This is a genomic window from Paraburkholderia sp. Ac-20347 (genome assembly GCF_017104805.1).
Classification (GTDB): domain Bacteria; phylum Pseudomonadota; class Gammaproteobacteria; order Burkholderiales; family Burkholderiaceae; genus Paraburkholderia; species Paraburkholderia tropica.
This window is the reverse complement of the sequence record NZ_JAAGPN010000030.1, coordinates 25,731-50,675: the sequence shown is the minus strand read 5'-3', so window position 1 is coordinate 50,675 and position 24,945 is coordinate 25,731. Positions and strand designations below refer to the sequence as shown.

21 protein-coding genes and 1 tRNA gene are annotated in these 24,945 nt (G+C 63.1%); 12 read left to right on the top strand and 10 right to left on the bottom strand.

Annotated features, from left to right (window positions below):
• Positions 1–1,053 (bottom strand): YihY/virulence factor BrkB family protein (locus G3N97_RS08940; RefSeq protein WP_205992891.1); only part of this gene is annotated, 1,053 nt, incomplete at its 3' end.
• Positions 1,054–1,365: 312 nt separating this feature from the next.
• Here G3N97_RS08940 and fdnG point away from each other — a divergent pair.
• From fdnG to G3N97_RS08905, 7 genes are all read left to right on the top strand, one after another.
• Complete coding sequence (gene fdnG, locus G3N97_RS08935; protein ID WP_205992890.1) at positions 1,366–4,437, top strand: formate dehydrogenase-N subunit alpha; 3,072 nt, start codon at positions 1,366–1,368, stop codon at positions 4,435–4,437.
• 9 nt (positions 4,438–4,446) lie between these two features.
• On the top strand, positions 4,447–5,394 hold the full coding sequence (gene fdxH / locus G3N97_RS08930; RefSeq protein WP_205992889.1) for a formate dehydrogenase subunit beta: 948 nt from the start codon (positions 4,447–4,449) through the stop codon (positions 5,392–5,394).
• Complete coding sequence (locus G3N97_RS08925) at positions 5,381–6,007, top strand: formate dehydrogenase subunit gamma (RefSeq protein ID WP_065059524.1); 627 nt, start codon at positions 5,381–5,383, stop codon at positions 6,005–6,007. Before fdxH ends, G3N97_RS08925 begins: the two co-directional genes overlap by 14 nt.
• 111 nt (positions 6,008–6,118) lie before the next feature.
• On the top strand, positions 6,119–7,051 hold the full coding sequence (gene fdhE, locus G3N97_RS08920) for a formate dehydrogenase accessory protein FdhE (RefSeq protein WP_205992888.1): 933 nt from the start codon (positions 6,119–6,121) through the stop codon (positions 7,049–7,051).
• Between the two features lie 89 nt (positions 7,052–7,140).
• Positions 7,141–8,562 (top strand): L-seryl-tRNA(Sec) selenium transferase, encoded by a 1,422-nt coding sequence (gene selA, locus G3N97_RS08915; RefSeq protein WP_241030480.1) that lies wholly within the window; start codon positions 7,141–7,143, stop codon positions 8,560–8,562.
• Positions 8,559–10,472 carry a selenocysteine-specific translation elongation factor gene (gene selB / locus G3N97_RS08910; protein WP_205992886.1) on the top strand — a complete coding sequence of 638 codons (1,914 nt, stop codon included), beginning with the start codon at positions 8,559–8,561 and terminating at the stop codon, positions 10,470–10,472. Before selA ends, selB begins: the two co-directional genes overlap by 4 nt.
• Before the next feature lie 46 nt (positions 10,473–10,518).
• A tRNA-Sec gene (locus tag G3N97_RS08905) sits at positions 10,519–10,614 on the top strand.
• A 148-nt stretch (positions 10,615–10,762) separates the two neighbouring features.
• On the opposite strand, the gene G3N97_RS08900 is transcribed toward G3N97_RS08905, so the two are convergent.
• Positions 10,763–11,920, bottom strand: a complete 1,158-nt coding sequence (locus G3N97_RS08900) for an AraC family transcriptional regulator (protein WP_346778036.1) — start codon at positions 11,918–11,920, stop codon at positions 10,763–10,765.
• Between G3N97_RS08900 and G3N97_RS08895 the strand changes: the two genes are divergently transcribed.
• Positions 11,807–12,763: an SDR family NAD(P)-dependent oxidoreductase gene (locus tag G3N97_RS08895; RefSeq protein ID WP_205992895.1), complete on the top strand. Its 957-nt coding sequence runs from the start codon at positions 11,807–11,809 to the stop codon at positions 12,761–12,763. The genes G3N97_RS08900 and G3N97_RS08895 overlap by 114 nt on opposite strands.
• A 58-nt stretch (positions 12,764–12,821) precedes the next feature.
• Here the strand turns inward: G3N97_RS08895 and G3N97_RS08890 are convergent, their stop codons facing one another.
• A complete protein-coding gene (locus tag G3N97_RS08890; RefSeq protein WP_205992884.1) occupies positions 12,822–13,706 on the bottom strand; it encodes a LysR family transcriptional regulator in 885 nt (294 codons plus the stop codon).
• Between the two features lie 128 nt (positions 13,707–13,834).
• Between G3N97_RS08890 and argC the strand changes: the two genes are divergently transcribed.
• A complete protein-coding gene (gene argC, locus G3N97_RS08885) occupies positions 13,835–14,764 on the top strand; it encodes an N-acetyl-gamma-glutamyl-phosphate reductase (protein WP_205992883.1) in 930 nt (309 codons plus the stop codon).
• A gap of 141 nt (positions 14,765–14,905) precedes the next feature.
• Here the strand turns inward: argC and G3N97_RS08880 are convergent, their stop codons facing one another.
• The 3 genes from G3N97_RS08880 to G3N97_RS08870 form a co-directional block, all read right to left on the bottom strand.
• Positions 14,906–15,961, bottom strand: coding sequence for a hypothetical protein (locus tag G3N97_RS08880; protein ID WP_205992882.1), 1,056 nt, complete (start codon positions 15,959–15,961; stop codon positions 14,906–14,908).
• A gap of 355 nt (positions 15,962–16,316) precedes the next feature.
• Positions 16,317–16,676: a hypothetical protein gene (locus G3N97_RS08875; RefSeq protein WP_205992881.1), complete on the bottom strand. Its 360-nt coding sequence runs from the start codon at positions 16,674–16,676 to the stop codon at positions 16,317–16,319.
• A 183-nt stretch (positions 16,677–16,859) separates the two neighbouring features.
• A complete protein-coding gene (locus G3N97_RS08870; protein WP_205992880.1) occupies positions 16,860–17,033 on the bottom strand; it encodes a hypothetical protein in 174 nt (57 codons plus the stop codon).
• A 273-nt stretch (positions 17,034–17,306) separates the two neighbouring features.
• Here G3N97_RS08870 and thiM point away from each other — a divergent pair, with 273 nt between their 5' ends.
• Positions 17,307–18,086 carry a hydroxyethylthiazole kinase gene (gene thiM, locus G3N97_RS08865; RefSeq protein WP_205992894.1) on the top strand — a complete coding sequence of 260 codons (780 nt, stop codon included), beginning with the start codon at positions 17,307–17,309 and terminating at the stop codon, positions 18,084–18,086.
• Positions 18,087–18,113: 27 nt separating this feature from the next.
• Here the strand turns inward: thiM and nrdG are convergent, their stop codons facing one another.
• The 3 genes from nrdG to G3N97_RS08850 form a co-directional block, all read right to left on the bottom strand.
• Positions 18,114–18,587, bottom strand: coding sequence for an anaerobic ribonucleoside-triphosphate reductase activating protein (gene nrdG, locus G3N97_RS08860; protein ID WP_205992879.1), 474 nt, complete (start codon positions 18,585–18,587; stop codon positions 18,114–18,116).
• Between the two features lie 36 nt (positions 18,588–18,623).
• The gene (gene nrdD, locus G3N97_RS08855; RefSeq protein ID WP_205992878.1) at positions 18,624–20,774 is read right to left on the bottom strand and encodes an anaerobic ribonucleoside-triphosphate reductase; all 2,151 of its coding nucleotides are present in this window, start codon (positions 20,772–20,774) and stop codon (positions 18,624–18,626) included.
• A gap of 447 nt (positions 20,775–21,221) precedes the next feature.
• Complete coding sequence (locus G3N97_RS08850) at positions 21,222–21,947, bottom strand: class II aldolase/adducin family protein (RefSeq protein ID WP_205992877.1); 726 nt, start codon at positions 21,945–21,947, stop codon at positions 21,222–21,224.
• A gap of 140 nt (positions 21,948–22,087) precedes the next feature.
• Here G3N97_RS08850 and G3N97_RS08845 point away from each other — a divergent pair, with 140 nt between their 5' ends.
• Entirely contained in the window at positions 22,088–22,816 is a 729-nt protein-coding gene (locus G3N97_RS08845; RefSeq protein ID WP_205992876.1) for a LysR family transcriptional regulator, read from the top strand.
• Entirely contained in the window at positions 22,720–23,058 is a 339-nt protein-coding gene (locus G3N97_RS08840; RefSeq protein ID WP_346778035.1) for a LysR substrate-binding domain-containing protein, read from the top strand. Before G3N97_RS08845 ends, G3N97_RS08840 begins: the two co-directional genes overlap by 97 nt.
• Before the next feature lie 349 nt (positions 23,059–23,407).
• Here the strand turns inward: G3N97_RS08840 and G3N97_RS08835 are convergent, their stop codons facing one another.
• Positions 23,408–24,943, bottom strand: coding sequence for a methyl-accepting chemotaxis protein (locus tag G3N97_RS08835; RefSeq protein ID WP_205992874.1), 1,536 nt, complete (start codon positions 24,941–24,943; stop codon positions 23,408–23,410).
• Between the last annotated feature and the right edge of the window lie 2 nt (positions 24,944–24,945).

Below are 24,945 nucleotides of genomic sequence, written 5' to 3'. Positions count from 1 at the left end.
GCTGCCGACGTTAGCCGGAACCACTGCACCAACCGCGCCGTCCACACTTCCCGCCGCCACGGCGCGCGCCGTCTGCAAGCCCGCCGCGGCTTCGCGCATCGGCGCGATGGTGGATGCGGCCAGCACCGAAGCGAGCTTGGCGCGGCTGCCCGGCGGCGTTTCTTCGAGCATGCCCCACGCGCCGCGCGGATCGTGCAGACGGCCGCGCGCGGCGGAAAATTCCGCGCCGAGCAGCAGCACCGCCGCCGAGAAATACAGCCACATCAGCAGCACGGCCAGCGAACCGGCGGCGCCGAACGCCGTCGCCATGCCCGCGTGCGCCAGGTAGAGCGCGAACAACTTCTTGCCGACCGAAAAGAGCACCGCCGCGACGAGGCCGCCGACCAGCGCATCGCGCCAGAGCACGGGCGCATCGGGCAGAAAGCGCAGCAATCCCGCGAACGCGACCGCGAGCACCAGCAGCCCGACCACCAGTTGCACGACATTGCCGATGATCAAATAAGTCGACTCGCCCATCAGCCACTGGCCGACGAAGGTGATACCCGCGTCGAGCACGAGCGAAACGATCAGAAGAAACGCCACGCCCAGCACGAGGCCGAACGAGATCAGCCGCACACGCACGAGCGCGATGACCGACGAGGCGCGCGGCCCTTCCAGCGGCCACACTATATTGAGTGCGGAATTGAGCGACGAAAACGTTGCGGAAGCGCCGATCGCCAGCATCGCCAGCGAGATCAGGGCGGCCACGCCGCCTGCGTCGCCCGCGCGATGGGCGTTCTGCACGATGGTGGTGATGGCGGCGGCGGCGTCGTTGCCGAGCACGTTGTGGACTTCGCGGAACAGCTGGCCGCGCGCCGCATCCGCGCCGAAGAACCAGCCCGCCACGGCGATCACCATGACCAGCGTGGGCGCGAGCGAAAACGCGGAATAGAAGGCGATGCTGGCGGCGAGCGACGGGCAGCGGTCGGCGATGAACTGGCGGCAGGCGCCCACGGCCCACGACGCTTCTTTGCGTGCGGCCGATTCGAGCCGCTCGGAGGAAATAGTTGCCATGATCGACGTCTCGCGGTTCGGCGTGAAAACAGGTGACGGACTTGCGGCAGGCTGCGGCGGTGGCATCGTCCGGCCGGTCGCGGCGCGCGCAACCGATGCCGCCGGCGTGGCGCGGATCCGGACTCGGCAGCGCGCCTCGCACACCCCTCGGGCCAGCGCCGGCGCGGCCGCCACCACGCGCTCGTCACACGAATATAGCAAGCTGGATGCCCGGGTGCGCCGCACCTGCGCGCGCGGTGCATCTCCCGCGATCCGGCGCCCAAAACGTCTTATACTGAAACGACCCACAACCAGAAAGCCGAGGACGCAATCATGTTGCAGATGTCCCGGCGTCAGTTCCTCAAGGTCACGGCTACGTCGCTGGCGGGATCCAGCCTCGCGTTGATGGGCTTCGCGCCCGCCGACGCGCTTGCCGAAGTCCGACAATACAAACTGGCGCGCACTACTGAAACCCGCAATACCTGCCCGTACTGCTCGGTAGGCTGCGGCATCCTCATGTACGGTCTCGGCGACGGCGCGAAAAACGCCACCGCGAGCATCATCCACATCGAGGGCGATCCCGATCATCCGGTCAACCGCGGCACGCTCTGCCCGAAGGGCGCGAGCCTGATCGACTTCATCCACAGCCCGAACCGGCTCAAGTATCCGGAATACCGCGCGGCGGGATCGAACGAGTGGAAACGCATCTCGTGGGACGAGGCGCTCGACCGCATCGCGAAGCTGCTCAAGGAGGATCGCGACGCGAACTTCATCGAGAAAACGGCGGACGGCAAGACCGTCAACCGCTGGCTGACCACCGGCATGCTGGCCGCGTCGGCGGGCAGCAACGAAGTCGGTTATCTCACGCATAAAGTGGCCCGCTCGATGGGCCTGCTGGCATTCGACAACCAGGCGCGTGTCTGACACGGCCCGACGGTGGCAGGTCTTGCCCCGACGTTTGGCCGTGGTGCGATGACGAACCATTGGGTCGACATTCGCAATGCGGACGTGATTCTGGTGATGGGCGGCAATGCGGCCGAGGCGCACCCGTGCGGCTTCAAGTGGGTCACGGAGGCGAAGGCGCACCGCAAGGCGCGGCTCATCGTGGTGGATCCGCGCTTCACGCGCACGGCATCGGTCGCGGACTATTACGCGCCGATTCGCACCGGCACGGACATCGCGTTCCTTGGCGCCGTCATCAACTGGCTGCTCACGAACGACAGGATCCAGCACGAGTACGTGAAGAACTACACGGACTTCTCGTTCATCGTGCGCGACGATTACGCGTTCAACGACGGCATCTACTCGGGCTACGATCCGGCGAAGCACGCATATCCGGACAAGACGTCGTGGAACTACGAAATCGGAGACGACGGTTTCGTGAAAACCGACGACACCTTGCAGAATCCGCGCTGCGTGTATCAGCTGCTCAAACAGCATTACTCGCGCTATACGCCCGAGATGGTGGAGAAGGTCTGCGGCACGCCGAAGGATAAATTCCTGAAGGTGTGCGAAATGCTGGCGAGCACGGCCGTGCCGGGCCGCGCCGGGACGATTCTCTACGCGCTCGGCTGGACCCATCATTCGATCGGCGCGCAGATGATCCGCACCGGCGCGATGGTGCAACTGCTGTTGGGCAACATCGGCATCGCGGGCGGCGGCATGAACGCGCTGCGCGGGCATTCGAACATCCAGGGTCTCACCGACCTCGGGCTGATGTCGAACCTGCTGCCCGGCTACATGACACTGCCGAGCGAGGCCGAGCAGGACTACGACGGCTACATCAAGAAGCGCGCCTCGCAGCCCATGCGGCCCAATCAGCTGAGCTACTGGCAGCACTACGGTGCGTTCTTCGTGAGCTTCATGAAGGCGTGGTGGGGCGACAACGCGACCCAGGAAAACAACTGGGGCTACGACTGGCTGCCCAAGCTCGACAAGCCCTACGATCTGCTGCAGACCATCGAGCTGATGAATCAGGGCAAGGTCAACGGCTATATCTGCCAGGGCTTCAACGTGATCGCGTCGGCGCCCGACAAGGCCAAGACGCTGTCCGCGCTCGGCAAGCTCAAGTGGCTCGTCATCATGGATCCGCTCGCGACCGAAACGTCCGAGTTCTGGAAGAAGTACGGCGACTTCAACGATGTCGACACGTCGTCGATCCAGACCGAGGTGTTCCGTCTGCCCACGACCTGCTTCGCGGAAGAAAACGGCTCGCTCGTGAGTTCGAGCCGCGTGCTGCAATGGCACTGGAAGGGCGCGGAGCCGCCGTTCGAGGCGCGGAGCGATCTGGAGATCATGTCGGGTCTGTTCCTGCGCATTCGCGCGGCGTATCAGAAGGATGGCGGCAAGCTGCCCGATCCGATCGTCAAGCTGAGCTGGCCGTATTCCGATCCCGCGAGTCCTACGCCCGAGGAACTGGCGAAGGAATACAACGGCAAGGCGCTCGCCGATCAGACCGACCCGAAGGACCCGACCAAGGTGCTCGTGAAGAAGGGCGAGCAGCTTGCCGGCTTCGCGCAACTGAAGGACGACGGCACGACCGCGAGCGGCTGCTGGATCTTCTGCGGCGCGTGGACCCAGGCGGGCAACCAGATGGGCCGGCGCGACAACTCGGACCCGACCGGCATCGGTCAGACGCTCAACTGGGCGTGGGCGTGGCCCGTGAACCGGCGCATTCTGTACAACCGCGCCTCGTGCGATACGGCGGGCAAGCCGTTCGATCCGACCCGCAAGCTGATCGGCTGGAACGGCGCGGCGTGGACGGGCGCGGACGTGCCCGACTACAAGGTCGATGAAGCGCCCGATCTCGGCATGGGTCCGTTCATCATGAACCCCGAGGGCGTGGCGCGTTTCTTCGCGCGCGACGGCATGAACGAAGGACCGTTCCCCGAGCATTACGAGCCCTTCGAGAATCCGCTCGGCTACAACCCGTTCCATCCCAACAATGCGCAGGCCACCAGCAATCCGGCGGCGCGCGTGTTCCCGGACGACCGCAAGACGTTCGGCACCGCGCAGAACTTCCCGCATGTCGCGACCACGTATCGCCTCACCGAGCACTTCCACTTCTGGACCAAGCACGCACGGCTGAACGCCATCATCCAGCCGCAGCAATTCGTCGAGATCGGCGAGGAGCTGGCGAAGGAAGTGGGCGTGGTCGAAGGCGGACGCGTCAAGGTGTCGAGCAACCGCGGCTATCTGATCGCGGTGGCCGTGGTCACCAAGCGCATCAAGGCGCTCATGATCGACGGCAAGAAGGTGCACACCGTGGGCGTGCCGCTGCACTGGGGCTTCACGGGACTGACGAAACCCGGCTATCTGACGAATACGCTCACGCCGCCCGTCGGCGACGGCAATTCGCAGACGCCCGAGTTCAAGTCCTTCCTCGTGAAAGTGGAAAAGGCCTAAGGGGGGAACATGGCACTACAGTCACTCGACGTCAAACGCCTCTCGGCCACCACCACGCCGCCGCCGGGCGTGCGCGAGCCCGTCACGGGCACGGTCGCGAAGCTCATCGACGTCACCAAATGCATCGGTTGCAAGGCGTGTCAGACGGCGTGCATGGAATGGAACGACCTGCGCGACGAAGTCGGCATCAATACCGGCGTGTACGACAATCCGCGCGATCTCACCGAGCACTCGTGGACCGTGATGCGTTACACGGAATACGAGAACCCGGACGGCAACCTCGAATGGCTGATCCGCAAGGACGGCTGCATGCATTGCGAGGATCCGGGTTGTCTGAAGGCGTGTCCTTCGCCGGGCGCGATCGTGCAGTACACGAACGGCATCGTCGATTTTCACGAGGAAAACTGCATCGGTTGCGGCTATTGCATCACGGGTTGTCCGTTCAATATTCCGCGGCTCTCGAAGACGGAACATCGCGTGTATAAATGCACGCTCTGTTCCGACCGCGTGGCCGTGGGCCAGGAGCCCGCCTGCGTGAAGACCTGCCCGACGGGCGCGATTGTGTTCGGCACCAAAGAGGACATGAAAGTGCACGCGGCCGAGCGCATCGAAGACCTCAAGGAGCGCGGCTTCGAGAACGCGGGGCTGTACGATCCGCCGGGCGTGAGCGGCACGCACGTGATGTACGTGCTGCATCACGCCGACAAACCGTCGCTCTATCACGGTCTGCCGGACCATCCGCGCATCAGTCCGCTCGTGCGTGTGTGGAAGGGCCTCGCCAAGCCGCTCGCGCTCGCGGGTATCGCGGTCGCGGCGCTGGCGGGTTTCTTCCACTACACGCGCATCGGCCCGAACGAAACGCATGCCGAAGACGAACAGGCCGCCGTGGACGAAGCGCGGCGCATTCGCGAGTCCCGCGGCGAACCTCCCGAGGAGCGCAACGATGAACGATTCTGAACCGCGTCTGATCCAGCGTTACACGGCCAACGAGCGCAGCAATCACTGGATCACGGCGATCACGTTCGTGCTGCTCGCGCTCTCCGGTCTCGCGATGTTTCATCCGGCGATGTTCTGGCTCTCCGCGCTGTTCGGCGGCGGTCAGTGGACGCGCATTCTGCATCCGTTCATCGGCCTCGTGATGTTCGTGTCGTTCATGATTCTCGCGCTGCGTTTCTGGCATCACAACTATCTGGACAAGGCCGACGTGCAATGGCTCAAACAGATGGACGACGTGCTCAACAACCGCGAGGACAAGCTGCCGGAAATCGGCAAATACAATGCGGGACAGAAGCTGTTATTCTTCACGCTGGTGGTTTGCCTCGTGCTGCTGCTCGTGAGCGGCATCGTGATCTGGCGTCGCTATTTCTCGTTCTATTTCCCGATCACGGTGATCCGCGTGGCCTCCGTCGTGCATGCGGCCGCGGCCTTCGTGCTGATCGTCTCCATCGTCGTGCATATCTATGCGGCGCTGTGGGTCAAGGGTTCGATCGGCGCCATGACGCGCGGTTATGTGACGTGGGGCTGGGCGCGCAAGCATCATCCGCGCTGGTTCCGCGAGAGCATCAAATAAGGCGCGCGTGCGCCCGCGCATGGCGCGGGGCGCGCGCTGCCGGCAAGCCGCCCGCCTGCGAAGGCGCGGCGGCTTTTTGTTTGTCGGAGTAGGTGTGGGAGAAGACTCGCCGTGACGCAACGCATTCTCGACCCTGAGCAGATTCAGACACAAGATCCTTCCGCGATTCCGCGCATTCGGCTGCCCGAACGCGCCACGCTGTTCAAGGAACGCGCGGCGCGGCTGCGCAAGCTCGCGGACCGCAATCCCATCGGCGGCTATATGCGTTTGATGGCGGCGCTCGTCGACGCGCAGCAGCAGGCGCTCGATCATTTCGATGCACGCATGCCCGAGCGCGAGGCCATCGATCACGCGCAACGCCATTCGATGCCGATCCTGCCCGCGCTCGGCGGCGAACGCGATCCGCAATGGCGCGAAGTGCTGCGCCGTCTCGCCGACCGCGTGGAAGCGGCGGGCGCGGTCACGCCCGCGCTCGCGAACGTGCTCGACAGCCTGCGCGCGATGAGCGACGCGCAGCTCGACGCGCAAGCCGACGCACTGCTCGCACAGCGTCACGCCGAAGTGTCGCCGGCCACCGCGCCGTTCATCATGGCCGCGCTGCAAGTGGTCTGGACCGATCTCGCGAGTCGCCTGAACGCGCGCGACGTGCCGTATGTCGATGCGCCGGGCGTGTGTCCCGTGTGCGGCACGCCGCCGGTCGCGAGCATCGTGCGCGTGGGCGGCGCGTTGCAGGGTTATCGCTTCACGCAATGCAGCCTGTGCGCCACCGAGCATCACGTGGTGCGCGTGAAGTGCACGAATTGCGATTCGACCAAGGGCATCGCGTATCACGGCATCGAAGGCGGCAATGACGCCGTGAAGGCCGAATCGTGCGACGAATGCCATACGTACCGCAAGATCGGCTATCAGGACAAAGACCTCGACTTCGAACCGCTCGCCGACGATCTCGCCAGCCTCACGCTCGATCTGCTGATGGGCGAGGCCGGTTACCGGCGCGCGAGCGCGAATCCGCTGCTGTATCCCGAAGCGCCTGCCGAGCAATGACGCCCACGCCGCCCATGAGCGAAACGGAACTGCAACACGGGGCTTCGTCCGGCGAGTCCGGCGCAAGCGATGCGCGCGCGCTCAACGCGATGCTCGCGCAGATGCCCGCGGTGGAACGCGTGATCGCGTCTGAAGAGGCACAACCGCTGATCGCCGAATACGGGCGCACGCAGGTGCTCGCGGCGATACGCGCAACCCTCGACGGCTGGCGGCGCGAGGCGCAGGCGGGCACGTTGAAGCCCGACGCGAACGCCAGCGCCGACGCCGCGCCGTTTTCCATCGCCCGCGTGATCGACGCCGCTTCGACCACCTTGCAGGCGCGCGCGCAAAGCGCGCTGCGCGCCGTGTTCAATCTCACCGGCACCGTGCTCCACACGAATCTGGGCCGCGCCTTGCTGCCCGACGAAGCGGTGCGCGCCGTCGTGCAGGCGCTCACGCAGCCCGCGAATCTGGAATTCGATCTGGCGACCGGCAAGCGCGGCGATCGCGACGATCTGATCGATGAACTCATCTGCGAACTCACGGGCGCGGAGGCGGCGACCGTCGTCAACAACAATGCGGCGGCGGTGCTGCTGTCGCTCTCGGCGCTGGCCGCGCGCAAGGATGTGATCGTCTCGCGCGGCGAACTCGTGGAGATTGGCGGCGCGTTTCGCATTCCCGACATCATGGGCCGCGCGGGCACGCGTCTGCGCGAAGTCGGCACGACCAATCGCACGCATCTGAAAGACTACGAGGCTGCGATCAGCGAACGCACCGCGCTGCTGATGAAAGTTCATTGCAGCAACTACGCGATCAGCGGCTTCACGAAGACCGTCGAACTCGACGAACTCGCGCCGCTCGCGCGTCAGCATGGTTTGCCCGTGGCGGTCGATCTCGGCAGCGGCACGCTCGCGGATCTCACGCAATGGGGCCTGCCCGCCGAACCCACGGTGCGCGAAACCGTGGAAGCGGGCGCGGATCTCGTGACCTTCAGCGGCGACAAATTGCTCGGCGGCCCGCAGGCCGGTTTGATCGTCGGGCGCAAGGAACTCATCGCGAAGATCAAGAAGCATCCGCTCAAGCGCGCGCTGCGCGTGGGCAAGCTCACGCTCGCCGCGCTCGAACCTGTGCTGCGGCTCTATCGCGCGCCCGAACTGCTGCGCGAACGGCTCACCACGCTGCGTCTGCTCACGCGTCCCGCGCAAGAGATGCACGACGCCGCCACGCGTGCGCTGCCCGCGCTGCAGCGCGCGCTCGGCGAAGGCTACACGGCCAATATCGAGCCGATGTTCAGCCAGATCGGCAGCGGCGCCTTGCCCGTCGATCTGCTGCCGAGCAGCGGCTTCGCGATCCGCCACGCGGGCAAGGGCGGCAGCGGGCGTGCGTTGCTCAAACTGGAGCGTGCGTTGCGCGCGCTGCCGCGTCCCGTGATCGGCCGCATTGCCGACGACGCCTTGCGTCTCGATCTGCGCTGCGTCGAAGGCGCGGACGAAGCGGCCTTCATCGCGCAATTCGCGGAGTTGCGCCTGTGATCGTCGGTACGGCAGGGCATATCGATCACGGCAAGACCACGCTCGTACGCGCGCTGACCGGCGTCGACACGGACCGCCTCAAGGAAGAGAAGGCGCGCGGCATTTCCATCGAACTCGGCTATGCGTACACGCCGCTCGCGAACGGCGACGTGCTCGGTTTCATCGACGTGCCGGGCCACGAAGAACTCGTGCATACGATGGCGGCGGGCGCGTGCGGTATCGACTTCGCCCTGCTCGTGATTGCCGCCGACGACGGCGTGATGCCGCAAACGCGCGAGCATCTGGCGATTCTGCAATTGCTGGGCGTCACGCACGGTGCGATCGCGCTGACGAAGACCGATCGCGTGGATGCCGCGCGGCTTGCGCAAGTGCGCGCGGAAATCGACGCGTGGCTCGCGCCGGGCGTATTGGCGGGCGCGCCGTGCTTCGAAACGAACGCGACGCAACAGGATGACGCGGGCGTCGCGCAACTCGACGCGTTTCTGCGTGAGCGTGCGACCGCGTGGCAGGCGCGCCGCGACGACGGTCTGTTCCGGCTGGCCGTCGATCGCGTGTTCACGTTGACGGGACAAGGCACGGTGGTGACCGGCACGGTGTTCGCGGGACGCGTGCAGACCGGCGACGCCATGCTGCTCGCGCCCGCCGGCGAAACGGTGCGCGTGCGCAGCATCCACGCGCAAAACCGCGCCGCCGAAACCGGACGTGCGGGCGAGCGTTGCGCGCTCAATCTCGCGGGCATCGACAAGGCGCAGATCGCGCGTGGCGACTGGATCGTCGACGCGCGGCTTGCGCAAATGGCGACGCGTCTCGACGTCGAACTGCATCTGCTCGCCGACGCGGGCATCACGCTCACGCACTGGTCGCCGCTGCACGTGCATCTGGGGACGACGCATCGCGTCGCCAATGTCGCGCTGCTCGACGGCGATGCGCTGGGCGCGGGCGAAACGGCGCGCGTGCAACTCGTATTCGACGCGCCGCTGCATGCGCTGCCGGGCGACCGTTTCATCGTGCGCAATGCGCAGGCGAGCCGCACGGTGGGCGGCGGGCGCGTGCTCGATCCGTTCGGTCCGTCGCGGCGCAGACGCACGCCGGAGCGTCGCGCGTGGCTCGATGCGCTGCGCGTGTGGCTCGACGAAGGACGCATCGATGCGCTGATCGCCGAAGCGCCGCGCGGTCTCGCGCTCGCGACGCTCACGCAGTTGACCGGACAGGCCGCCGATACGCTCGCGTTGCCCGTGGATGCCGTGACGATCGCGGCGCAAGGGCGCACCGAGGAAGCGGTCGTGCTCGCGCGCGATCACTGGACGCGTCTCGCGGCGCGCATCGTCGAAGTGCTGGGCGATTTTCATGCGCGCTCGCCCGACGAACAGGGGCCGGACGCGTCGCGTTTGCGTCGCATGGCGGCGCCCCTGGTCAGCGATACGGTCTGGCGCGCGGCGGTGGATGCGCTCGTCGACGAAGGACGTATCGCGCGCAGCGGGCCGTGGCTGCATCTGCCTTCGCATGCGGTGACGCTGGATGCGCAGGAGGAAGCGTTGGCCGCGCGGCTCATGCCGCTGATCGCGCTAGGACGCTACGATCCGCCGTGGGTGCGCGATCTGGCGAAAGAAGTGCAGGAATCCGAAGAAAAGGTGCGGGCGATGTTGCGTAAATTGTCACGACTGGGCAGGCTTTATCAGATCGTGCGTGATCTGTTTTACGATCAGGATGTGGTGCATGAGCTTGCGCGTCTGGTGGAGAAGCTCGCCCAGGAGCAGGGCGTGGGCGCAGCCGCGTTTCGCGATGCGTCGGGCCTTGGGAGAAAGCGCGCGATTCAGATTCTGGAGTTCTTCGATCGCGTTGGATATACTCGTTTCCAGCGCGAACTGCATGTGTTGAGACCCGATAGCCGTATGCATGAATGGCTGTGAAATATGCGGTCGAAGGTCGACGACATTGGCAGGTTGAGTGGTCACAGGAAGGCAATCGCATCGGGTGGTGCGGCCGGGCTTCAAACCCGGTTGGGGACGTCAGCCGTTCCCGGGATGGTTCGACTCCATCTGCTTTCCGCCAGTTTTTTGGTTGCGTGAAAATCGCGTCCGTTGTTGTATTGAGGTTGCGATTTAAGTGGCAGAGAAGGCCTCTATCCGATGCGCGCTTTCGACAGACGCATCCCGGTGCCGCGCTCGAAGACGACCGCCTCGACGCCGCTTGAGTCGATTCATGCGCCAGCTAGCGTGCATGCGGCTCGAAATTCTCGCGGAGAGTGGCCGACGAGCCGTTTGAATGAATGGCTGAACGCACTATCGGAATCGTAGCCGAGCGATTGTGCGACCTTCGATACCGTCACATCCGATTGCCGCAGCGCGCGCATCGCGAGCTGCATGCGCCAGCGATGCGCGTATTCGAGTGGGCCGAAGCCCATCCGTTGCTTGAAGCGGGCCGCGAAGGTTGAGCGCGAAACATGGCAACGGGCCGCGAGATCCTCGACCGTCCAGCGCCGCGCCGGGTCCGCATGAATCGCCGTGATTCCCGTCGCGATGCGCGAGTCCGCGAGCGCGGCGAGCCAGCCCGTCTCGCCATGCGCGTGCGTCTCGGCATGCACCCGCAGAATCTGCACGAGCATCATGTGCGCGAGGTGGCGCACCATCAGCGATGCGCCGAGCGACGGCGCGCCGAATTCGTGAGCAAGACGCTGCAACGCCCAACGCAGTACGGTCGCCGGTTCGGAGCGACCGCTCACGACGACGACGGGCGGCAGGCTGCCGAGCAGCAGTTGCGCGCTGTCCTCGAACGTGAACCGGCCGCCCACGAGAAAGCAATTCTCCGGCGCGCCATAACGGGCGATGCCATTCTCCATCTCGCGATAGACATCGGCGGCCGCGACCGGCGGCACCGCCAGATCGCTCGCCAGCACAAACCGGCGCGGTGCGGCGAGCAGGAAGCAGTCGCCCGCCTCCAGTCGTATCGGCGGGCCGGCATCCTCGACCGCGAGCCAGCAACTGCCGTCGACCACCGCGTTGAACTTGATGCCGTCGGGCGGCGGGATGTCGACCGCCCAATCGCCGCCCGCGCGCAGGCCGGTGAAATACGAACTGCGCGTTTCCAGCAGCGACAACATGTCGGACAACGGATCCATTGGAGAACCTTGGACGATCTCGATGATATTCCGGAGTTTAAGGCATTCTCTGTCTGAATCTGCTTGTCGACAATACGACGTGACGGCCCGCCGATTCCGGTGCGCGTCATCTATGTGAGCGTGCAGATCATGAACCAGCAGATTCCCGTTTCCTCCGGTTTCGGTGCGACTTCGACGGCGCGCGATGTGCTCGCCGGTATCGATTTGACTGGCGCGACCGCGATCGTGACTGGCGGGCACTCGGGCCTGGGGCTCGAAACAACGCGCGCGTTGGCCGCGGCCGGCGCTCAAGTGGTCGTTGGCGCACGGCAGCCTGACGTCGCTCGCCACGCGACGCGAGAGATCGACGGTGTCGAGATCGCCGAGCTCGATCTCGCGGACCTCGCGAGTGTGCGTGCATTTGCCAGGCACTTTGTCGATGCGCGTCGCGCCGTGCGCATCGTGATCAACAGCGCGGGTGTCATGGCCTGTCCCGAGACGCGCATCGGCCCGGGCTGGGAAGCCCAGTTCGCGATCAATCATCTCGGACACTACGCGCTCATCAACGGGCTGTGGCCCGTGCTCACGCGCGCAGAAGGGGCGCGCGTGATCGCGGTGTCGTCGCTCGGTCATCGTCTGTCGCCGATTCGTTGGGACGACGTGCAGTTCACCGGCGCGTACGACAAATGGCTCGCGTACGGGCAGTCGAAGACCGCCAATGCGCTGTTCGCGGCTCACCTGGATGGACTCGGCGCGCCGCATGGCGTGCGTGCGTTCTCGCTGCATCCGGGAAAGATCGTGACGCCGCTGCAGCGTCATCTGGCGCGTGAAGAAATGATGGCGCTAGGCTGGGTGGATGAGCGCGGTGCGCCGATTGATCCGACGTTCAAAACCGCCGAGCAAGGCGCCGCGACCCAGGTATGGGCAGCGACGTCGCCACGACTCGACGGCCTCGGCGGTGTGTACTGCGAGGACTGTGACGTCGCGCCGATCACGACGGGCAACGAGGAAGGCGGCGTGCGCCCCTACGCAATCGATCCTGAGCAGGCCGCACGCCTCTGGCAACTGTCCGCGCAACTGACGGGGGCGAATGCATTCGCATAGCGTCGCTGAGCGGCGTTGCAGGAAATAGTCGGACCGTGAAACGGAGGTTTGGGATCGACTACGCCAGTCGCAAAGCCCACAACACATCAAGTACATGTTGCGTGGACGGCTCAACGTACCCGGCACGATACGCAATACCGAGCCGTCGCCACAACGCAGGGCGTAGCGGACGCATGACGATGCGCTTGTCGGGTAGCGGCGTCGTGGCTTCATGGGGCAACAGCGCTGCGCCGTAACCCGCCGCTACCAGACTCTTGATCGCATCGTTGTAGTTAAGCTCGATGCGCGGCGCAGGGTGGTGCCCCCCGGCCGCGAACCACTCCGTCGTCAAGCGCGAGAGACGCGTGGTCGCGTCATTGAGAATGAGCGGCTGGGCCGCGAGCCAATCAGGCGTCACACGCGCCGGACATGGCCAATGGGCCGGCACGAAGGCCATCACGGGATCGCGGCGCCAGGGCTTGATGACGAGCCCGGCCACCGCGGGCTGAGGGAGCGCGACCAGCCCGATATCCAGTGTCCCCTCCACCAGCCGCGACAGCGTCTCTTGCGACGTCAGCACGGCAATCTGAATGTCGATGGCGGGGTGATGCTCGCGCAGCGTCTCCAGCGCCTGAGGCAGTAGATGCGCGATCACGCCCGTGGATGCGCCGAGACGCGCGCGTCCTTCGAGCCCTTCGACCTGCCGCTGAATATCGTCCAACGCCTGCTCCGCGTCGGCGAGCAGCCGGCGCGCGCGCTCCACCAGCACATCGCCGATCGACGTCGGCCCCACATGGCCGCGCCTGCGTAGTAGCAGCGGCGCCCCGACGCGTTCTTCGAGTTCGGCGATGTGAAGGCTGACCGTGGGCGGCGCGAGGTGCAATGCGCGCGCCGCATCGGCGAAGGAACCCCGGTCGGTGACTGCAACCAGGGTGCGCAAACGGTCCAGACTGATCTCTCGCATGATATCGACCAGATTCAGAAAAACTGAATGTAGAAGTCACGAAATTCAACTTTCCCTATTCTAACCTTCCGCGCAACATAGGGCTTCTTCTACCTGTTAGCACTCACAATCAGCGGAGCGATCCCCGTATGCGTTCTCCCGTAGTTTTCATCGACGGCGACCAGGGCACCACTGGGCTGCAAATCCACGAACGGCTGCGCGATCGCACCGATATCCGCGTGTTCACGCTCGCGGCCGCCGAGCGCAAAGATCCGAAGCGTCGCGCGGAAGCGATCAACGCCTGCGATATCGCCATGCTCTGTTTGCCGGATGCCGTCGCGCGCGAGGCCGTAGACGCCATCGTGAATCCTGACGTGCGAGTGATCGACGCCAGCTCGGCGCATCGGACCCATCCGGATTGGGTTTACGGTTTTCCGGAAATGACGCCGGGGCAGGCGGAGCGCATCGCGAACGCGCGCAGGGTGACGAATCCCGGCTGCTATCCGACGGGCGCAATCGGCTTGCTGCATCCCTTGATCGCAGCCGGGCTCATACCGGACAGTTACCCGATCAGTATTCATGCGGTTTCCGGCTACACGGGACGCGGGCGTGCTGGCGTGGACGAACATGAAGGGCCGGGCGCGGCCAACGCGCCGTCGTATCAGATCTATGGTCTGGAGCTTGCGCACAAGCACACGCCGGAGATCGAGCGACATGCCGGGCTCGCGCAGCGTCCTGTTTTTGTTCCCGCATATGGCGCGTTCCGGCAGGGCATCGTGCTAACGGTGCCGCTGGTGTCGCGCCTGCTTGCATCCGGCGCGGATGGCGCGACGTTGCACGCCTGCCTCACGCGCCACTATGCCGATGCGGCTCATGTACGCGTCTTGCCACTGCAGGAATCCGGCGCGTTAAAGCATCTGGATCCGCAGGTGCTGAATGGAACGAACGATATGAACCTGTGCGTTTTCCAGAACGTGGAGCACGGGCAGGTACTGCTAGCCGCGGTTTTCGATAATCTCGGCAAGGGCGCATCGGGCGCGGCTGTTCAGAACCTGAATCTGATGCTGGGTCGCGGATAACGAATAGCGAATGGCAAGCGCGTCGCCGCTATTGACGAGCTTCCGGGATCGAGACTGAGTAGCCGTTGGAATCTGTTGCGGGGAACGGCGCGAGTCAGTCAAAAGCCACCGAGTCCGCTAAACAGTTTTTCCCTGACGCTATCAGCCGCGTCGACGCCAGTTCGGCACGGCGCTGAAAATCCGCGCAACGATGGAACCCTGTGCCCGAACCGTTTCTCTTCTCGCGCCACCAGCAAGCGCTCCAGCCGAGGGCTCTGCCTGATCTTCGCCGAGCAGATCGTGAATGGCAGCGTACCCATCGCCGCGGTACACATGCTCGACGAGGCGATGGATCTTGCCAAGGGGCTCGGACAGCCAGTTATAGGTCGATGGCAGATCCGCCGCCGCATGGCTGCAACTCGCGAGAAACGCGTCGAACGCTGCCCGATGGCTGCTGCTTCGTCCGCGGAAGACGTGCAGCATTGACGCCGACGCAGGAGTCTTGACCGTTGCACTGATCACCGAAGGCAGAACCTCGTCGCGAAAGCCGCGCTCGTCGGCGTAATGCGATGCGAGCACATGGTCTTTCAGCGCACTCAGTTCCTCGACCGTCGTACAGCGACGGGCCGCGATACCGTAGTTGTTGGTCTGATAGCGGAAATCATGCGGCTTACGCTCACCCCACTGGAAATCCGGCGTAATGTCGCCAGTGACGAAAGTGGAATGGCGCTCGCTGCCGAGGCGGAACAACGGTGTCACGATGCTGTCGGCATCCGTCTTTGCCGCGCGGATGACCTCCGGCAGATGCGGCGCGAAGAAGTCGTCGTCGTCATGGAAATAGACGTAGCCACTCTCCACCGAAGCACACTGCGCGACAATCGAAAGCTGGTCGAGCGTCAGCATTCTGGCATCGGGGATCGCCGAGATATTGCGGCGCGAAAGCATCGCGACTGCATGCCGGAAGGTAAAGAAGTCGATGGAGAAACGCCGGTTCCATTCGCCGATCAACGACACCAGCCGATCGGGGAAGCCCGGCACAGGATGGTCCGGAACGTAACGGGAAGGATCGATGGCCAGGCCCTGGCGATAATCCCGGGAAAGGCTTTGCCAATCCGGCGATTGTCGACGCACGAAAACGACTGCCGCGGTCACTAGGTACCTCAAATGGGCTGAGACGGCTGGCCGCATCTTCTTGCCGACGATCAACGCGAACGACACATCGCGTGTCCGGCCGGGTGCGCGCCAGGTGCAGATTGCTGCGATCGCAATTGTACCGATGGCGCCTGGAAGGCGTTTACGCTTGATTACGCGGTCTTTCTGATGTTTTCAGGGTTGGGAGACGGCCGCGCGTCGTGCGTCGCTTGCGAGGTAGTTATCGCGCACATCAATAACGTTCTTTCGTGCCCGTCCTTGTGTTGAACGTCGAACGCTGAGCGCTCAATATCGTTCAATTTCGAAAGGGCGGCTCGGGGCGGGCGCTCAGCAGAAAGACTTCTCGTTAGCCGTCGCTGAGGAGGCGAGGGCGTTTGTCGACCCGATGCCGTCCTTCGATCCCAGCAATAGCGGACCATCGTCATCGCTGTTCGGCGGTGAATACAAAAGCCTCTTCGGCATCTGACGATGCCCAACTTACGAGTTCGGAACCAAACCGATTGATCGTTGCAGGTTCCAATTCGACTGCGAACCGCGAGTGCGCGCTTACGAGACGCGTACCACTTCTCTGGCATTCAATCTCGAGTGCCGAATGGCCAACCCCATCGAAAACAAATGCGCGTAGTGCTATCGAGCCGCTTTCAAAGGTAACTTCGTCTTTGGGGGACTGGGGAAACCTGCACAGGGAGCAACCGAAGGCTTCAAGAGTTTCCAGATCGCCGTAGAAATTAACTTTTGCCGCGAAACCAGAGGCTTGGACGGAAAATTGAAATTTCAGCATGCCATCGTGATCTCGCCATAACGGCTCAAGGGTAAGTAGCACTCCAACTCCGAACTCAGGTTCCTGGGATGTTCAAACATCTTTTAACGCAGCAGATGGGTGATCCAAACGTTGAGATTGACGACAATCTCGGCGGCAACTACGACCGTTTGTTCATGGCCGACATCCTGCCTGACGTATCGGTCAGTTATAGCCGAGGATCGCTACAGTCGCAACGTCGGCCCGGTCGACGGGATTGCCGGATAACCAGACGGTTGGTTTTTGTAGCAGCGCCCGGTATGACGTCGAGTTCGTACTGACCTCGCGCTCGTCGCGTTGTGCGCCTTTTTCCTCTGACTTGAATTCGATTTGGCTCATGAGTGATCCTTGTGGACGGTAGCTCAATTCATTCGATACGATGAGTGGTTCAATGAACGTTGTTGCGGGATATTCGCTTCGGCTTGCAGGGGCGAAACGCGACCACTATACCCATCCGTTCTCGCGCTTCGTATGCGCCACGCAGTCGCTACCGGAACGTTGCGCGCTCCGATGTTGGCGCTGGCGGGCGGGGGGCGATCAGCAAGGATGTGCCAGGATCTATGCGGGCGCGCGCAAGCGCAGGATGCGCCCGGAATCGAGGGGAGCGATGTCATGCAGACTGTTTCATGGAAAGACGCAACGGTGCGCGCCGATCTCGCCGCGCTCAAACAGGGGCGGCCGTTTGTCTACGGGCTGACAAACTACATCGCCGCGAATCTCAGTGCGAACGTATTGCTCGCGGTCGGCGCAGCACCGGCGATCGGCGCGGCGATGGACTGGCCAACGCGATTCGCAGCGGGCGCGGGCGCACTGTGGATCAACGGGGCCGCGCTGATGAGCAGCGGTCCCGAGACACTCGAAGCGGCCGCGCGATCCGCACACTCGGCTGCGACTCCGTGGGTCTTCGACCCAGTCGCATTCGGTGCGGGAAGTCTTGAGTACGATTCGCTGCTGAGAGATTTACTCAGGTTTCGGCCGGGCATCATTCGCGGCAATGCGAGCGAACTGATTGCGCTCGCCGGCGGCCATGCAGATGCAAAGGGCGTCGATACGACCGCGCGGTCCGTCGACGCAATTCCGTACGTGCAGCGCCTTGCCCGCGAGTCGGGCGCCGTGGTCGCGGTGAGCGGTGATGTGGACTACGTGACGGACGGCGATCAGGTGCTCGCGATCGAAGGAGGCGATGCGCGACTCACGCAGGTGACCGGCGCCGGATGTGCGCTGGGCGCGCTCTGCGCGGCGTTGCTGGCTCACGCGCCCACGGCGTTACGCGCGGCGGTTGCGGCGCACGCGATCTACGCGGTCGCGGCCGAGCGCGCAGCGCCGGCGCGCGGGACGGGCAGTTTTGCCGTCGCGTTTCTCGACGAGCTTTCCGAACTGTCCGCCGATTAAAGGATGAGCGTCGATCGGCCAATGCAGTCAACAGCGGTCTGCAGCAATACGGCGATCTTCGGTCACGCGAACCAGGCGCTGGTTGTCAGAGCCTCTCCATGGCTTTACGGTCGGATTGTCGGCCTGAAATTTACCGTCAATCAGGACATCGACGAAGTCCATGACGGCAAGGCCTTGTACTTCCTCGAATAGATAGCCTGTCCACATCCAGATATCTTTGTCCGGGTAACGGTATTTGAAAGCGCGGCAAAGCGCGAGGATGCTATCCCGGTTCCTCGGAAAGAGTGGGTCGCCACCCGTTAGACTCAGGCCGTCGTGAGCTACGCAGGAGGCGAGAAGCGCCTCCTGCACGTCGGACGTGAAAGGCCGTCCGGATTGGCGGTTCCATGTCGAGCGGTTATAGCACCCCTCACATGCGTGAGCGCATCCAGTGACGAAAAGCGTGACCCGAAGCCCTTCTCCGTTCACGACGTCGTGTGTGTAGTAGCGGTCGTAGTTCATCTCAGATGCGGTCAGTTGCGCAACCGTGCGCCCAGTTCATTGAGCCTGACCGTGATGGCTATCGGCGAGGTGTTTCACTCGACGCATCACTTCCTTTTGCTTGCCGGCGTTAAATGGCCGTGCGTTCGGGCTACCCAGGTAGCCACAGACGCGTCGGGTTACGGACAGCGACGCACCGTCATGGTTGCCGCAGTGAGGGCAGGTAAAACCGTCGGCGGTAGCCGATGCTTCACCCATAAAACCACACAGCCCGCATGAATCGACTGGCGTATTGGTGCCGAAGTAGGGGACATGCTGACAGGCGTAATCCCAGATGCGTTCGAGCGCTTTCAGGTTGTGTCGCATGTTGGGCAGTTCGACATAGCTGATGTGGCCACCTAACGCCGAACTTGCATACCCTGATTCGAAGTCAAGTTTCTGAAAAGGGTTGACCTTGCGGTAGACGTCAAGATGAAACGAGTTCGTGTAATAGCCCTTATCGGTGACGTCGGCGACGTCGCCGAAGCGATCGCGATCGAGCTTGCAGAATCGGTTGCACAGCGATTCGCTCGGCGTCGAATAGAGAGAAAATCCGAGCTGGGTTTCAGTCTTCCATCGTGCTGCGGTCGCGGCCATCCGGGCAACAAGATCGCGCAAAAACTCCTGGGCTTCCGCGCTATCGAACGGATGCTGGCCGAAAAGCACAACGGCCACTTCATGTAATCCGATATAGCCCAGCGAAATCGATGCGCGGCTATCGCGCAACAAGGTCATGATGTCGTCTTCCGGATTCAGGCGCACGCCGAACGCACCTTCCATATACAGAATCGGCGCGACTTTCGCCTTCACGCCTTCGAGTCGCTGAACGCGTACCATCAACGCCCGGCGGCATACCTCGAGCCTTTCGTCCAGCAAAGAGTAGAACGTTTCAAGACTCCCGTTTGATTCGAGAGCGACGCGAGGCAAATTCAGACTTACCACGCCGAGATTGTTGCGGCCATCGAGCACTTCATGACCGTTTGCATCTTTCCACACCGACAGGAAACTGCGACAACCCATCGGTGACACAGGCACGCTCGAACCTGTCAACTCACGGTTTAGCTTCGCCGAAATGATGTCCGGATACATCCGCTTCGATGCACATTCCAGTGCAAGCTGCTTGATGTCGTAGTTGGGATCGCCCGGGCTGAGGTTGAGGCCCTCTTCGAGAAAGAAGACCAGCTTCGGGAACACTGGCGTTACCCCTTCTTTTCCCAGACCCTTGATGCGAACTTCAAGGATCGCGCGCTGGATCGCTCGCTCTTGCCAGGAACGGCCCATGCCGAACGAGAACGTGACGAACGGCTGCTGACCGTTTGAACTGAACAACGTATTGATCTCGTATTCGCAACCCTGGATTCCGTCATAGGCCTCCTTCTCGGTACGTTCGCGCGCGTAGCGTTCGGCATCGGGGATCCGGTACGCGCGAGCGACCTCGAGGTTCTTCTCGTAGGTCTTTTGCACATAAGGGGCCAGCGTCTGATCGATGTTCGGTATGGTGGTGCCGCCGTACTGATGGCTCGCCACCTGGGCGATGATTTGAGCTGTTACGGCGCATGCGACGCCGACGGACCTCGGGCTTTCAATCTTGGCGTTGCCTAGGCGGAACCCATCAGCGAGCATGCCCTTGAGATCGACCAGACAACAGTTCGTGAAGGGCAGGAAAGGAGAGTAATCGAGGTCGTGATAATGAATGTCGCCGCTGTTATGTGCTTGCAAGATGTCTTTCGGCAGGAACTGACTGGCGAACTGTTTTGAGACGATGCCGGCCATCAGATCACGCATCACGGGGAATACGTTTGCGTCCTTGTTGGCGTTTTCGGTCGTGACATCTTCGTCGGTACTGTGGACGAGGCCCATCAGCTTTGCATGAAGTTCGGAGCCTTGCGAGCGGACATTGTCGCGGTCATGCCGGTACTGAATGTACACGCGAGCGACCTCGGGAAATTCCCGCATCAACGTCATTTCCACACTCGCCTGGATCGCGGGAATGTTGAGCTGCGTTACGTTTGCTGCACGGCATCGCGCGTCGACCAGCGTGGCGACATGTTTTGCCAGCGCTGGGGCGGCGGCGTGGTTGGCGGCGAGTGCGGCTTTTAGACACGCTGCCTCGATTTTCCGAAGGTCGTAGGGCACAACAGCGCCATCGCGCTTGGTTACTTTGAGCATATCCACCCCGGCATTGCTGCGTCATTTTCCGATGTGCTTCAGCCCCATTGGTCGTGGCTGAGTATTGAGATGGGAATTTACTATATGTAGTGTTTTGTTGAGGGTGAAAATCTACGTATGGTGTATGCGTTTTGCTGGAGACCTGATCCGCGTCAAGCGCAAGTGATCGGACCCACGCGGGTGATGCCCGCGGCGACGAGTTGGAGAGCGCCTGTCTCCTGGCGAGAGTTGAGGCGCCTGCAGGGCTTCTCCCTGGCAGGTGATCGATTTACGGCGTTGCGACCGCGGGGTGACGGAGTTCGCGATACATCGGAAAGGTGTACTGAGGAGTTGTCCCGTGTGACAAGTTGGCGGAATTGTCGGCTTGGACGTTGTGATCTTCGAGGCCGTCTGCGGCTCAAACCGGAATCTTGCTTTGGGCTGAAGTTCAGCGCGGCATCGTCGAGATCAGGAAGCGCCTGTGTAACGCTGCCAGAGCGCCCACGGTTTGCCCACCGCGCTCATATTGGTTTTGTCCGCAAGCAATCCTTCTTCTTCGTCGAGGTACGTTACGGGGCCGCCTAGCGCGATGGCTTGCTGCTGGATGACCGCGTTGCGCTCCGTATAGATGGCCCGATAGACAGCGCCCGGCAGCGACTCGCTTGTCGCCACGTAGCCGTGACCGCGCATGAGTGCTACGGGGGCTTCGCCGAGCACCTGCGCGAGCGCGACGCCCTGTTCCGCAGCGCGCACGAGCATATCGGTGCAGCCGAAGCACGTGCGGATGTCGAACACGGGTGCGCCCTTTGCAAGGAAGCCAGCCATATGGTAGACGGCGCGCAGCGGGTGCGTAGCAATGCCGAACGGGATAACCGAGGGCGCGTGGCTGTGCACGACCGCTCGCACATCGCGGCGCGCACGATAGATCTCTGCGTGGATTGGCACTTCGAGGTAAGGCTTGGCGCCTTCGCCTTCGGAGATCGAGCCGTCCAGGCGCATCGTGATGATGTCGTCGACTTCGACGAGTTCGGGCGCGCACGAGCGCGAGATGAGGAATTCGCCTTCGCGATCCGGGTGGCGCACGCTGACGTGACCGAACGCGTCAAGCACACCGTGATGCGCCAGAACGCGGTTTGCGGCGACGAGCTCCCGTTTGAGCGCGAGATGTTTTGTGCAAGAATCGAGGGCGTCCATCGTGGTCGTAACGCATCCGGGTTGACGAGAATTTCAGTCTAACGACGCGACTCCGCGATGTCACACGAGCATTTCTAGCGGCGTGCGCGAGTTTTTCTCGTGCACCTGCGTCCTTGTCGCCTATTTGATGCCATTGCGCTATGCCCACGCCGCTGCCGCCGCTCAACGCGCTCAAGACATTCGAATCGGCCGCGCGTCATTTGAGCTTCCGCAAGGCGGCTGAGGAGTTGCACGTGACGCCCGCTGCCGTTGGGCATCAGGTCAACTCGCTCGAGGCCTATCTCGGCGTGCTACTGTTCGAACGCACCAGGAAGGGCCTCGTGCTGACCCAGGCGGGGCGCCTCTGGATACCGAAGCTCAGCGAGAGCTTTCGCACCATGCGGGAATCGATCGATCTGCTCACGCGCTTCAAGGACAAGGAGACGCTGACGGTTGGCTGCCCGCCTTCGTTCTCGAATCGCTGGCTGATGCCGCGCCTGCATCGCTTCCTGATGCAGCATGCGAATCTCGACGTGCACGTCGTCTCCTGGATGCTCGGCTTCGGTCACTCGTGGACCACACAGGAAGCTGAAGCAGACGCGGTGCGTCAGCGGGTCGATGAAGTCGATGTCGTGATTGTGCTCGGTAGCGGTGACTATGGGCCGCTGCACGTCGACGCGCTACTGCCGCTCACGCTCACCCCTCTACTGCCGCCCGTGCTCGCGGCGAAGGTATCCCCGGAGCGACCCGAGTCGCTCGCCGAACTGCCGATACTGCACGACAACCGGGGATCGTGCATGGGGGTGTGTCTTACTGGCGCAAGTGGGCAGAATTCGCGGGCATTAGCGTTCCGGATGAGTCACAGGGTCACCATTTCTCGCACGCGATGACTGCACTCGAAGCTGCTGCGGATGGTATGGGTGTCGTGGTCAGCTCACCCGCGCTGGCGTTGCCCGATTTGCGCAGCGGCAGGCTGGTGGCGCCGTTCGCCGTGCAGGCGGATTGCGGTGCTGCTTACCACGCGGTTGTCGCTGAACCGAGCCGCAGCACGCAGCTATTCATCGAGTGGCTGCACGCCGAAGTCGATGCGACGACCCTCTCGCTGCAGGAGCTCAAACGCTCAATGCGGTGAGTGAATAGCTGTTGGCAGAGCCTCTCGCGAAGCAACGTACGTGGTAGCCGTGGCGACGCTCAAGCGATTTCTCCCGCAAGTTCTGGCGACACAGAGCGCACGGTCTGCTGCTTTAAGGGCGATGCCTGAAGCTGAGTATTCACGAGACACAACGACGCTGCGACAAATGCGGTTGTGTCGCATCGATTTCATGCTGATGTGCGTGAGGCGGCAGGTTACCCAGCTAAGTTCGAAGTGAACGAGGGCGAGCCGTGTAACTGAAGCCGCTCGCACCAACCTTCGCCGATCGGAAGCGTGCCGTGCGATCCAATGCACCCACCATCGCACCCAACGGCGCAGGTTTTACCGTTCACCCCGCGAACACCGCCACCGCATCCTCCAGCCGCTGCGCCCGCGCGCTCAGCGCCTCGGCTTCGGCGGCCGCGTCCTGCACCATGCGTGCGTTCTTCTGCGTCACGCCGTCGAGCTGCGTCATCGCTACGTTGACCTGGCCGATGCCGTCGGCTTGCTCGCGCGTTGCGAGGCTGATCTCCTGGATCAGGTCGACGACCCGCGTGACCTGCTTCACGATATCGCCCATCGCATGTCCCGCCTTGCCGACCAGTTCGCTGCCCGCGCTGGTTTTCGACACGCTGTCGTTGATGAGCGTCGCGATCTGCCGCGCCGCCGTGGCGCTGCGCTGCGCGAGCGTGCGTACTTCGCCCGCAACCACGGCGAAGCCGCGACCGTGCTCGCCCGCACGCGCCGCTTCAACGGCGGCATTGAGCGCGAGAATATTAGTCTGAAACGCAATGCCGTCGATCACGTCGATGATTTCGCGAATCTTGTGGCTCGACGCGGTGATATCGCTCATCGTCGCGACCACTTCGTGTACCGTATGGCTGCCCGTGCCGGCGGCCGAACTGGTTGCCTTCGCCAGCTTACCGGCCTGGTCGGCGGTGTCGGCGTTGTTCCTCACCGTAGCCGTGATCTGCTCCATCGTCGCGGCGGTTTCTTCCAGGCTCGCGGCGGCTTCCTCGCTGCGCTGGGAGATGTCGCCGTTGCGTTTGACGATGTCGTCGCTCGCGCCGTGCAACGCCTTGAGCTGCGCGCACACGTCGTCAACCAGCGAACGCAAGTTCAAGCCGCTCTGATGAATCGCGCGCTCGATCATGCCGATCTCATCCACGCGATTCAGCCGCGCGTCGCCCACCGCCTGACCCGCCGCGATAGCCTGCGCCTGCGCAAGCACTTCACGCAACGGCCGGCCGATCTGCGCTTCGAGCCACGCTGCGAGCAGCACGGCAATGCCTGCGCTCACGCCTATCAGCGGGCGACTCGCGCCGAGCAGCACAATGCTCGACGCCGTCAACAGAAACGCGGCGAACACACCGCCGCGAATGCGCCAACGCACCGGCATCGTGCGTCGCCACGCGGTCCAGGCAAGCCAGCCTTTGCGCACGACCAGGCCTTGATGAAACCGCAGGCCGCGCGCGGTGCCGGCGAGAAAGTCGACGTAGAGTTTGGCCGCAGCATTGACTTCCTCGCGCGCCGGTTTGGTGCGCACGGAAAGAAAGCCCGCGATGTTGCCGTCGCGATAAATCGGCGTGGCATTCGCGCGAACCCAATAATGATCGCCGTCTTTACGGCGATTTTTTACCAGTGCGGTCCAGGACAATCCTGCTTTCAACGTTTGCCACATATCCGCAAACGCTTGCGGCGGCATATCAGGATGCCGAACGATATTGTGTGAAGAATAAAGCAACTCGTTGGCGCTAAATCCACTCGCCTTGATAAACGCATCGTTAGCGTAAGTAATATTACCGTAAATATCGGTTTGGGAAAGCAGGGTGGTGGCGTCGTCGAGCTCGTACTCGCGTTGAGTGACGGGGAGATTCGTGCGCACGT